An 11,940-nucleotide genomic window follows, 5' to 3' on the forward strand; every position below is an offset into this window, starting at 1 on the left:
GAGTTTTTTAGATTAGGCGTTCATCGTCTTCGAGAAGGGCAGCATGCGGATGCGCTTGCCCGTCGCCTTGAAGACGGCGTTGGCGACGGCAGGCCCGATGGGGGGGACGCCAGGCTCGCCAATGCCGCTGGGGGGATTGCTGGAGGGCAGGATATGCACCTCCACCTTCGGCATCGCGTCGATCCGCAGCGGGTGATAGGCGTCATAATTGGTCTGATCGACCGCGCCAGCCGTCAGGGTGACCGCTTCGTCCATGATCGCCCCCAGGCCAAAGCCGATACCGCCTTCAACCTGCGCCCGCACCTGATCGGGATTGACGGTCAGGCCACAGTCGACAGCCGCGACCACCCGTTCAACCTTGATGCCGCCACTGCCATCGACCGAAACCTCGGCGATCTGGGCGACGACGCTGCCGAAGCTTTCGGCGACAGCGACACCGCGGAAGCGCCCGGCGGGCGCCGGTTTGTCCCAGCCGATTTTCTCCGCCGCCAGCTTCAGGACCACCGAATGGCGGTCGTGCGGCTCCAGCATCGAGAGGCGATAGGCAACCGGATCTTTGCCCGCAGCTTCGGCCACTTCATCCAGGAAGGCTTCTGCCACATAGGCCGTATGGGTGGAGCCGACCGACCGCCACCAGAGGACCGGCACGCCGACATCGGTCGTCGTCAGGCCAATCTTCTGGTTCGGAATGGCGTAGGGCAGGTTGCTCGCCCCTTCGACCGACGTCGGGTCGACGCCGTTCTTCACCATGCCCTGTTCGAACGCGGTGCCCCGCATGATCGACTGGCCGACGATGTGATTGTCCCAGGCGATCAGCTTGCCGTCCTTGTCCAGGCCAGCCTTGACCTTATGGACATAGGCCGGGCGATAACGGCCCGCCTGCATATCGTCTTCGCGAGTCCATTGCACCTTGACCGGGGCCTTGAAGCCGATGGCCTTGGCGACCGTCACCGCCTCGGCAATCACGTCGGCATCGAAGACCGCGCGGCGACCGAAGCTGCCGCCCGACTTCATGACATGCAGCTTCACCTTCTCCGGCGGAACACCGGCGATCTTGGCGGCTGTGGCATGGTAGACGTCGGGGAACTGATGACCGCCCCAGACCTCCAGGACGCCCTCTGCATTCATATGGGCAACCGCATTCAGCGGCTCCAGCGCGGCATGGGCGAGGTAGGGGAACTCATACGTCGCTTCCAGCACCTTGGCCGCACCGGCAAAGGCCTTGGTCACATCGCCGTCGTTGCGGGCCGTTGCCTGCGGCGCCTTGCCCGCAGACTCGCGATAGCTGGCCATCAGTTCGTCGGTGCCGCGTTTCTCGGCTCCGGTCTCGTCCCAGACGACACTGACTGCATCGCGCCCCTTCATCGCCGCCCACATATGCTGGGCAACGACGGCAAGGCCCCGGGGGATCGCCACCACATCGACCACGCCTTTGATCGCCTTGGCTTTGGTCGCGTCGAAAGACTTTACCTTGGCGCCGAAGAGGGGCGGGTGGATCACGACGGCGGTCAGCATGCCCGGCAGCTTGATGTCGATGGTGTAGCGTTCGGTGCCATTGGCCTTGCGGGCGCTATCGAAGCGCTTCAGCTTCTCGTTGCCGATGAAGGTCCAGTCCTTGGGGTCCTTCAAGGCAACCTTGGCCGGAACCGGCTGGCTCGCCGCCTTGGTCGCGAACTGGCCAAAGCCACCCGACTTGCCCGAGGGGTGCGACAGCACGCCCTTCTCGACCTTGATCTCTTCCGGCTTCACGCCCCATTCCTGGGCCGCAGCGGATACCAGCATTTGCCGGGCAGCAGCCCCGGCGGTGCGATACCGCTCCCAGGAGGTGAACATGGAGGTCGAACCACCCGTCCCCTGAAGCGCTCCGCCGAAAGCGATATTGCCATAGAGCTTGATGTTGCTGGCGGCGCCCAGCACTTCGATCTTCGACCAATCGGCGCCCAACTCCTCGGCCACCAGGGTCGCGATGCCATTATAGGAGCCTTGCCCCATCTCGAACTGCGAGGAGAGCACGGTCACTTTGCCGTCGGCATCGATGGTCAGATAGGCCGCGAAGGGCTGGGTGGTCTCGCTGGCTGTGGCAGCCTGGGCGTACGCGGGCTTGGCGCCCAGCATCTGGAAGCCTACGGCGAGGCCCGTACCGGCGGCAGCGGCGCCCAGCAGGAAATTGCGACGGGACGGCCGGGCGTTCGCCAGCGGCTGAGCCATCTGTTGCATGATTTTTGGCAGCATGATCAGGCCTCCAGACGCTTGGCGGCTTCATGGATGCCGGCGCGGATCCGGTGATAGGTCGCGCAGCGGCACAGATTGCCCGACATCGCCCCGTCGATATCCTCGTCCGTGGGCTTCTTGTTCGTGGTGAGGAGGGCGGTGGCGGCCATCACTTGGCCGGACTGGCAATAGCCGCACTGCGGCACGTCCATATCGGCCCAGACCTGCTGCACTGTGGTTGCGACCTTGCCGGAGATCCCTTCGATGGTCGTGATCGCACGGCCTTCGATATCGCCGACAAAGGTCTGGCAGGAGCGCACCGGCTCGCCATCGACATGGACGGTACAGGCACCGCATTGCGCCATGCCGCAGCCGAACTTGGTTCCCGTCAGACCGACGAGATCACGGATGGCCCAAAGGAGGGGCATATCCGCCTCTGCATCGATCATATGATCGACGCCATTGATCGTGAGTTTCGTCATACCCTTCCCCTTTTCTTGATTAAGCCAACATCAAAACCCGCCATCGAAAGCCGGAGGCCGGTCGATGCGGGTCGGTTGGAGGTGGTTATGGGGATGAGTATAAAGGCCCGCTCAAGCCCGAGACAGACGCGATCCTTCCGACTTCTTGCCTGATCCTGTCGCCCTCTCGGCATGGTCGAAACGATAGGGATCGAAATCGGTGGCGTGGGGATCTTCACGGCCAGACAAGGCCATTTCTATCAGGTCGGCGGCCAGGGCGGCGAAGCTGACACCATTACCGCCAAAGCCTGCGGCCAGCCAGAGATTGCGATAACCTTGGACCCGGCCGATGGCAGGCAAACCATCGGGCGAGCTGCCGAATGTGGCCGCCCAGGCCTTGTCGATCTGTATCGGCTGCCTCATGAGGTCGCTCAGCTTCTGGCGTAAGGTTTCGCTTTTCGGCCCGATCAGGACATCGCGTCGGTTGGCATCCGCGAAATCCTCATCTTCGCCGCCGCCGATGATCCTGCCGTCTGCCGTGGGGCGCGCGTAAAGATAGGGATCACTCGCCTCCCAGATCATCACATCGTCCCGCCAGAAATCTGCTGTGCCGGGTGGCGTGGCAATGGCATAGCTGGAGCCGATGGTGAAGGCTTCTGGAAGAAAGCGGCTTCCTTCATAACCGGTCGCCAGCAGGGCGACGCGACTCCGCAGATGGCGGCCATCGGCCAAATGCAGGATCTGAGTTTCGTCCTCCTCTTCGATGGCGGTCACGTCGGCGCTGTAAGTGATGCTCGCCCCGCGTTGCACTGCTCGGCTCAGCAGTTCCAAGGTTAGTTTCACCGGATCAACCGAGAAGGTGCCTTGTGACAGGAGGGCTGCGCGAGGGGCGATGCCGAACCGCTCGCCAACCGTCGAAGCTTCCAGGAACGCTGACGGCAGGCGTGCTTTGCGGCGCAGATCCGCTTCTTGGCGAAGCGCTGCCTCATCGAGCAAGGAACCTGCCAGATATACTTCCGGCGACGGGCGGTAATCGCACTCGAGCTTGGCCGACCGGATCATATTTTCCAGCCTTTGCACGGCTTGAAAAACGCGACGCCAGCGGCGAAAGGCTGCCTCCTGGCCGATTTTACGTGCCAGATGGGTGAGCGGCACATCGGCCGCCCACATCACCAAGGCGGTCGAAGCGGCGGTACTGCCATAGCCGGGAGGGCGCCGGTCAATCAGAGCGACTTTGTTGCCGTCGCGGGTCAGCCGGTCAGCAAGCATCGCCCCCATGATCCCGGCGCCGACAATGGCTATATCGACAGGATCTGACGGAAGCGGTGCCGAGGGTGGCGGTGGATAGGCGTCGGCGGTCCAGGCGGATTGCCCGCCGCGCAGATCGAGCTGTTCTGTGAGTTGCGTCAAGATCGACCTCCGGCGTTGCTGTCCCTGAAGCAACGCTGGAGGAGGCAAAACGGCTGCGCTCCGGGATCTTTTTAGAGGTTAGCCTCTTGAACATCTGTGCGGTGCAGCATATTTATAACCAAACAGTCGGAAATAAATATCATGGGCCGTCGCCGCTCGATCGATCAGAACGCCATTCTCGACGCCGCCGAAAAGGTGGTGGTGCGTAGTGGCGCCGCGCATTTGACCCTGGATGCTGTCGCTGCCGAGGCAGGGATCAGCAAGGCCAGCGTCATCTATGACTACAAAACCAAGCAGCAGATGATCAAAGCCGTACTGGCGCGCGGCCTTGCGCAAGAGGAACAGCGCATCGGCGCGGCAACGGACAGCGTGGCGCCCGGCCCGAATAAGGCGATCCGTGGCCTGATCGCGGCTGCTGGCTCCGCCCCGCCTGACGATATGCGCGCGGTGGCGACCAACCTCGTCGCGGCTCTGGCCCAGGATAAAGAGCTGCACGGCATGGTCGAGAGCTACATCGCCAAGATGCTGCAGTCGGTTCTCGAAAGCTCCACCAATCCCCGCAACGGCCTGCTGACGTTCCTGGCGCTCGAAGGTCTGCACTCTATCGAGTGGCACGATTTCAAAATCTGGCCGGAAGAAATCCGCGCCCAACTGCTGCGAGACATCGCCTGGCTGATCGAGGCGCCGCTGCCTCCAGCCGATCCCGTCTGAACGTTCCAATTCCCGTGAGTATTCTTGATATGCCCGCCATTATCCGTCCCCTGAAAGTCGCCGCGTTTGTGCTGGCGAGCATAAGTCTTGCTCCGCAAGCGTTTGCCCAGGGCCATCCGCCATCCGCCGTCAGCGTGGTCGCCGTTCAACCTGAAGCGATCCCCATCCTGAACGATCTGCCGGGCCGGATCGCGCCGACCCGCATTGCGGAAGTCCGCTCCCGCGTATCCGGTATCGTGCTGGAACGCGTGTTCAAGCAGGGCAGTTTCGTCAAGGAAGGCGAGGTGCTGTTCCGCGTCGATCCTGCCCAGTTCCAGGCGCAGCTGGCGAGCGCCAGGGCGACCCTGCAGCGTGCTCAGGCCGTGCAGGTTCAGGCCAGACAGACTGCAGAACGGCAGAAGCAGCTGCGTCAGCGCGACGTTGCCAGCGGCCAGTCCTTCGATAATGCCGTTGCCGCACTCGCCCAGGCGGATGCCGATGTCGCCATCGCGCAGGCGAGCCTCGTCACCGCCAGGCTCAATATGGATTATACCGAGATCAAGGCGCCGATTTCCGGCCGTATCGGCCGCGCGCTCATCACCGAAGGCGCGCTGGTCAGTGCGCAAGGGGCGGATGCGCTTGCCACCATTCAGCAGATCGATCCGGTCTATGCCGACTTCACCCAGTCGGCGAATGAGGTGCTGGCCCTGAAGCGCGCCCTGAAGGCCGGTGCTCTGACGGATGCCGATCCCGAGACGGCGCCGGTGCGCCTGATGTTCGACGACGGCACCCCCTATGGTCCCGCCGGGCGGCTGCTGTTCCTGGAATCCGCCGTCGATGCCACCACGGGCCAGATCACCCTGCGCGGCGAATTCCCGAACCCCGAGGGCGATCTGCTGCCGGGCATGTATGTGCGGGTGCAGATCGAACAGGGCGTGCAGCAGAACGCCCTCGCCGTGCCGCAGCAGGCAATCCAGCGCAGCAGCGGTGGTGAGGCGCAGATCTATGTGGTGGATGACAAGAATACTGCGGCGCTGAAGAACGTGCGCCTGGGCCGTAGCATCGGGGATCGCTGGGTCGTCAATGACGGCCTCAAAGCGGGCGACAAGGTGATCGTCGAAGGGTTCCAGAAGATTGGCCCTGGCGCGCCTGTTGCGCCTGAAGCCTGGAAACAGGCCCTCAATATCCAGCCGAACGGCGATAAGCCGCGCACCAGCGTCGACTAAGGATCCCTTTCAATGCCGAAGTTCTTTATCGACAGGCCGATTTTCGCCTGGGTCGTCGCGATTTTCATTGTCATCGGCGGTATCATCGCGATCCCGTTCCTGCCCATCGCGCAATATCCGAACGTCGCCCCGCCGCAGATCGCGGTCAATGCCTCCTATCCCGGCGCTGCCCCTGAAGACCTCTATCAGGCGGTGACGCGCCCGATTGAGGAGGAGTTGAACAGCGTCCAGGGGCTGCTCTATTTCGAATCGACCTCCGACAGTTCGGGCAGCGTCACCATCACGGTGACCTTCAACCCCGGCACCAATATCAATACGGCCTCCATCGACGTGCAGAACGCCGTGCGCCGCGTCGAACCCCGCCTGCCCGATGTGGTGAAGCAGCAAGGTATCCAGGTCGAAGAAGCCGGTAGCGGCTTCCTGATGGTGGTCGCCCTGACCTCCAAGGACGGCAGCTTCGACGTCGTGGGCCTTGGCGATTATCTGTCGCGCAACGTGCTGGGCGAAATCCGCCGTATCGATGGTGTCGGCCGCGCGCAGCTTTTTGCGACCCAGCGCGCCATGCGGATCTGGATGGACCCGGAAAAGATGGTCGGCCTGAAGCTGACGGCAGCCGACATAACCGCCGCAATCCAGGCGCAGAATTCCCAGGTCGCCGCCGGTCTGGTCGGCGCCCAGCCCAATCCGATCACCCAGCAGACGGCGGCGACCGTGTTGGTCAAGGGGCAGCTGAAGTCGACCGAGGAATTTGGCCGCATCGTCCTGCGCGCCAATCCCGACGGTTCGACCGTGCGTCTCTCGGACGTCGCACGGATCGAGGTTGGGGCGGAATCCTATGTCTTCTCGACCCGCTTGAACGGTCAACCCAGCGCCGCTATCGGCATTCAGCTGTCGCCGACCGGCAATGCGCTCGCGACCTCGACCGCCGTTCGGGCGCAGATGGAGGAACTGGCCGCCTATTTCCCGGCGGGCCTGGAATATGCGGTGCCGTACGACACCTCGCCCTTCGTCGAGGTATCGATTGAGAAGGTGATCCATACGCTGCTGGAAGCGATGGTGCTGGTCTTCGCGGTCATGTTCCTATTCCTGCAGAACTTCCGCTATACGGTCATTCCGGCGCTTGTGGTGCCTGTTGCCCTGATGGGAACCTGCGCGGTCATGCTGGCGACAGGCTTTTCGATCAATGTGCTGACCATGTTCGCGATGGTGCTGGCCATCGGCATCCTGGTCGACGACGCCATCGTCGTTGTCGAGAATGTCGAACGCATCATGGCGGAGGAGGGGCTTTCGCCCAAGGAAGCGACCCGCAAGGCGATGTCGCAGATCTCCGGCGCGATCATCGGCATTACGTTGGTGCTGACGGCGGTCTTCGTGCCGATGGCGTTTTTCCCCGGTGCGGTCGGCATCATCTATCAGCAGTTCAGCCTGACGATGGTGGTTTCGATCCTGTTTTCGGGCTTCCTGGCGCTCTCGCTGACGCCAGCGCTCTGCGCCAGCTTCCTGAAGCCGATCGCTCCGGGTCATCATCACGAGAAGAAGGGCTTCTTCGGCTGGTTCAATCGTGGATTCGACCGCACGACCAGCGGCTATACCAGCTCGGTCCAATGGTTCATCCGCCGGTCCGGGCGCTTCATGATCATCTATGTCGCGCTGCTGGCGGGGCTTGGCTGGGGCTTCATGCGCCTGCCGTCCTCCTTCCTGCCGAATGAGGATCAGGGGTTCATTCTGGTCGATATCCAGGGGCCGCCGGAAGCCAGCGGCAACCGCACGCTCGCGATCATTGAGGAGGCTGAGGCGATCTTCAAAGCCGAGCCTGCCGTCGACAAGATGTTCATGATCAGCGGTTTCAGCTTCTCCGGTAATGGCCAGAACGCGGGCCTTGCCTTCGTGACGCTGAAGGATTGGAGCGAGCGTGACGCGGATAATTCCGCCGATGCCATCGCACAGCGTGCCAATGGCTCGCTGCTGGCGATGAAGGATGCGATCTCCTTCGCGCTCTCCCCGCCCCCGATCCAGGGGCTGGGCAATTCCAACGGCTTTACTTTCCGTCTGCAGGATCGCGGCGGCCTGGGGCAGGCAGCGCTTGCCGCCGCGCGGGATCAACTGATGGGGGCAGCGGCGCAAAGCCCGATCCTCCAGGGCCTGCGTATCGAAGGCATGCCGGAGGCGGCCCAGGTCAATCTGGTCATCGACCGCGAGAAAGCGAACACCTTCGGCGTCACCTTCGCCGATATCAATGCCACCATCTCGGCCAATCTCGGTTCGGCCTATGTGAATGACTTCCCGAACGCCGGTCGGATGCAGCGCGTGACGGTGCAGGCCGATGCTGACCGACGTATGCAGACGACCGACCTGCTGAAGCTCAATGTCCGCAATGCCAGCGGCGGCATGGTCCCCCTCTCGTCGTTCGCCCGTATCGAATGGCAGAAGGGGGCGGCGCAGATCATCGGCTATAACGGCTATCCCGCCGAACGTATCAGCGGCGACGCTGCGCCCGGTTATTCCTCAGGCGAGGCGATTGCGGAGATGCAACGGCTGGCGGGCGAGTTGCCGAGGGGCTTTGGCTATGAGTGGACCGGGCAGTCGCTGCAGGAAATCCAGTCCGGCTCGCAGGCGCCCTTACTGGTCGGGCTCAGCATCCTCTTTGTCTTCCTGCTGCTGGCCGCGCTTTATGAAAGCTGGTCGATCCCACTGTCGGTGATCCTGGTGGTGCCGTTGGGCGTGCTGGGATCGGTCGCGGCGGTGACGCTGTCGGGTCTTTCCAACGACGTCTATTTCAAGGTCGGCCTGATCGCGATCATCGGTCTTTCCGCCAAGAACGCGATCCTGATCATCGAATTCGCCAAGGATCTGCGCAAGGAGGGCATGGGTCTGATGGAGGCGACGATCGAGGCATCGAAGCTGCGCTTCCGCCCGATCATCATGACCTCGCTGGCCTTCAGCCTGGGTGTGGTGCCGCTGGCAATCGCCAGTGGTGCCAGTGCCGCCAGCCAGAACGCCATCGGTATCGGCGTGCTGGGCGGCATGATCTCAGCGACCGTGCTGGCAGTGTTTTTCGTGCCGGTGTTCTTCGTGTTCGTGATGAAGGTCTTTGACCGCCGGTAACAGGAAGAGGGCGGCTGCTTTTGGTTATAGAGCTGTCGCCCCCTTGCCTGGAGTAATAAATCCCATGGCCAGGACTGACAGCACGGCGAGCAATGTCCAAACCCGCTTGCCTTAAAATCACGCGAGTTCGTTTCAATGCATGAAACTGCCGGTTTCGATTCATTGTGCGAATGATCAGACCATTCCGGTTAATCGTCGAGAAACCAGCCTCAGTCATTATGTCGAAGCAGGCGCAGGGCATTGGCGGTCACCAGCACGGTCGCCCCGGTATCGGCCAGAATCGCCATCCAGAGCGGCGTGGTTCCCAACATGGTCGTTACCAGGAACACGCCCTTCAGCCCGAGGGCCAGGGTGATATTCTGCCAAATGTTCGATAGCACGGCCTGCGATAGGGTGACCAACTCGGCGACACCGATGACACGGTTCTTCAGCAGTGCGACCTCGGCTGTTTCCAGTGCCACATCCGTGCCGCCACCCATTGCGATACCAACCGAGGCTGCGGCCAGAGCCGGGGCGTCGTTGATGCCATCACCGATCATCGCAATCGGTCCATCTGCTTTATAGGCAGCGATAGCGGCAAGCTTGGCATCGGGCAGTAGCTGTGCCCGCGCCTCAATACCAAGGGTAGAGGCGATCGCGGTTGCGGCGCGAGCGTTGTCGCCGGTCAGCATTACCGTCCGGATGCCCAATGCCTTCAACTTCGCAAGTCCTTCGATGGCATCGGCTCGTGGTTCGTCCCGCAAGGCGATCACGCCCAGGACACGCTTGCCTTCGGATACAACAACGACGGTCTTGCCCTCGCTTTCCAGGGCCAGAATGCGGGCCGCTAGATCCTCGGACAGATCGGTCTGCTCGCGGGCGTGGAGGGGCGAGCCGACGGTGACGAAACCGTGCTTGAGCCGCGACATGACCGACTTGCCCGGCGTCGCGATGCTACCGCCAAAAGCGCGAGGAATGTCCAAACCCAGACGTTCTGCTTCGGCGATGATGGCAACACCCAGGGGGTGGCTCGATCCCTGTTCGACAGCCGCTGCCTTCGCTATCATCTCGTTCGCGTCATCTGTAGCGACAACATCCGTCACCTGCGGATTGCCTACTGTGAGCGTGCCGGTCTTATCGAAGGCCGCCGTCTTGATCTTGCCAAGGGCTTCAAGCGCCGCGCCTCCTTTGATCAGCAGGCCATTACGGGTGCCGCGCGCTAAACCGGAAGCGATGGCAGCCGGGGTGGAGATCACCAACGCGCAAGGACAGGCGATCAGTAGCACCGCCAAACCGCGATAGATCCAGGCCTCCCAATCTGCTCCCATCATTAAGGGTGGAATAACGACGATCAGGGCGGAAACCGTCATGGCGGCTGGAGTATACCAGCGGCTGAATTTATCTATGAAGCGGGCGGTCGGTGCCTGCGAGCCTTGGGCAACCTCAACCAAATGCACGATGCGGGCGATGGTATTGTCGGCGGCGGTCTTGGTGATTTCGATGCGCAACTCGCCATTCGCATTAATGCTGCCAGCATAGACGTCGGCACCGACGGTCTTGGCAACTGGCACGGACTCGCCGGTTACCGGGGCCTCGTTCAGCTCTGACGTACCGTCAATGATCTTGCCGTCCGACGGCACCCGGTCACCAGGGCGCACCACCACGATATCGCCGATGGCCAGGCTTTCGACAGATACTGCCTCTACCGTAGCGCCGACTTGCTTGCGGGCGGTGCGCGGAACAAGGTCGATCAGGGCCTTGATGCCTGCACGGGCCCGGCCGGCGGCGATACCTTCCAGCAGTTCCCCGACGGCGAAGAGAAAGACGACGACCGCCGCTTCACCGGCTTCACCGATAGCTATGGCCCCGATCGTGGCGACAGACATCAAGGTTTCGATGCTGAAAGGCGTGCCGGACCGCATTCCTTCAAAGGCGTGACGGCCAATGGGAATCAATCCGAAGACGGCTACCGCAATGAATCCCCAATGACCCAAGGCTGGGTCGAGTAGCGACATGCCATAGGCGACTGCCAGCAACCCACCCGTACCAACGGCAAGACGAGCCTTTGCTCCCTGCCACCAGGGACCAGCGCTGGTGCCATGGGCGTGGTTATGTTCCTTGGCTTTCCCTCTGTTTGGATCAACTGGCGTGAAGCCGAGCGCGCGGATCTTGTCTTCAATGGCCGCGCGACTGGTGCGGTCCTCATCCAGGACCATCGACATCAACTCGGCCCCATAGCTGACCGAGATATCACTCACGCCCGGCAGGCGCTTCATCGCGTTTTCAATCTTCGTGGCGCAGGACCCGCAGTCCATGCCTTCGATGCGCAGCTTGAGGGGGCTGGCGGTAGTCATGAAGTCACCTCGACAATTCTTCAGTGACTGCTCATATAGGGCCTGTAGCAACTACAGGGTCAAGAGCATGCCTGCAGAAATCTTGAGCATCGGCGATCTGGCCAAGGCTACCGCCACCAAGGTCGAAACCGTGCGCTATTACGAGCGGATCGGCCTGATGCCCGAACCGCGGCGAACGGTAGGTAACTACCGAGCTTATGACCGCGATCACTTGAACCGGCTGAGTTTTATCCGCCGCTCGCGTGACTTAGGTTTTTCGTTGGATCAGGTGCGCGCGCTGCTTGATCTTGCCGATCATAAAGAGCGAAGTTGCGAGGGAGTTGACGCCATCGCCCGCGAGCATCGCGATGAGGTGGATCGTAAGATCGCCGACCTCATGGCCTTACGCCGCGAACTCGACATCATGGTCAGTCAATGCCAACCCGGTACGGTTGCGGACTGCAGGATTATAGAGGCTTTGTCGCCGGCGGCCTGACGACGGATTAGCCTTTGACGAATATTCGT

The 11,940-nt window shown here is 62.1% G+C and carries 8 protein-coding genes; 4 read left to right on the forward strand and 4 right to left on the reverse strand.

Annotated features, from left to right (window positions below):
- Positions 1-12: 12 nt before the first annotated feature.
- From ACFSM5_RS08365 to ACFSM5_RS08375, 3 genes are all read right to left on the reverse strand, one after another.
- Positions 13-2,232 carry a xanthine dehydrogenase family protein molybdopterin-binding subunit gene (locus tag ACFSM5_RS08365; protein ID WP_379875868.1) on the reverse strand — a complete coding sequence of 740 codons (2,220 nt, stop codon included), beginning with the start codon at positions 2,230-2,232 and terminating at the stop codon, positions 13-15.
- A 2-nt stretch (positions 2,233-2,234) separates the two neighbouring features.
- Positions 2,235-2,693 carry a (2Fe-2S)-binding protein gene (locus ACFSM5_RS08370; RefSeq protein ID WP_379875869.1) on the reverse strand — a complete coding sequence of 153 codons (459 nt, stop codon included), beginning with the start codon at positions 2,691-2,693 and terminating at the stop codon, positions 2,235-2,237.
- Positions 2,694-2,804: 111 nt separating this feature from the next.
- On the reverse strand, positions 2,805-4,082 hold the full coding sequence (locus ACFSM5_RS08375; protein WP_379875870.1) for an NAD(P)/FAD-dependent oxidoreductase: 1,278 nt from the start codon (positions 4,080-4,082) through the stop codon (positions 2,805-2,807).
- A gap of 141 nt (positions 4,083-4,223) precedes the next feature.
- Between ACFSM5_RS08375 and ACFSM5_RS08380 the strand changes: the two genes are divergently transcribed.
- The 3 genes from ACFSM5_RS08380 to ACFSM5_RS08390 are packed head-to-tail and all read left to right on the forward strand — an operon-like array spanning position 4,224 to position 9,103.
- Positions 4,224-4,793: a TetR/AcrR family transcriptional regulator gene (locus tag ACFSM5_RS08380; protein ID WP_379875871.1), complete on the forward strand. Its 570-nt coding sequence runs from the start codon at positions 4,224-4,226 to the stop codon at positions 4,791-4,793.
- 14 nt (positions 4,794-4,807) lie between these two features.
- Positions 4,808-5,998 (forward strand): efflux RND transporter periplasmic adaptor subunit, encoded by a 1,191-nt coding sequence (locus ACFSM5_RS08385; protein WP_379875872.1) that lies wholly within the window; start codon positions 4,808-4,810, stop codon positions 5,996-5,998.
- A 12-nt stretch (positions 5,999-6,010) separates the two neighbouring features.
- Positions 6,011-9,103, forward strand: a complete 3,093-nt coding sequence (locus ACFSM5_RS08390) for a multidrug efflux RND transporter permease subunit (RefSeq protein WP_379875873.1) — start codon at positions 6,011-6,013, stop codon at positions 9,101-9,103.
- Positions 9,104-9,312: 209 nt separating this feature from the next.
- Here the strand turns inward: ACFSM5_RS08390 and ACFSM5_RS08395 are convergent, their stop codons facing one another.
- Positions 9,313-11,436, reverse strand: a complete 2,124-nt coding sequence (locus ACFSM5_RS08395) for a heavy metal translocating P-type ATPase (protein ID WP_379875874.1) — start codon at positions 11,434-11,436, stop codon at positions 9,313-9,315.
- Between the two features lie 67 nt (positions 11,437-11,503).
- On the opposite strand from ACFSM5_RS08395, the gene ACFSM5_RS08400 reads away from it, so the two are divergent.
- Complete coding sequence (locus tag ACFSM5_RS08400) at positions 11,504-11,911, forward strand: MerR family transcriptional regulator (protein ID WP_379875875.1); 408 nt, start codon at positions 11,504-11,506, stop codon at positions 11,909-11,911.
- Positions 11,912-11,940 lie beyond the last annotated feature (29 nt).

The organism is Lacibacterium aquatile, from assembly GCF_042683105.1.
Classification (GTDB): domain Bacteria; phylum Pseudomonadota; class Alphaproteobacteria; order Elsterales; family Elsteraceae; genus Lacibacterium; species Lacibacterium aquatile.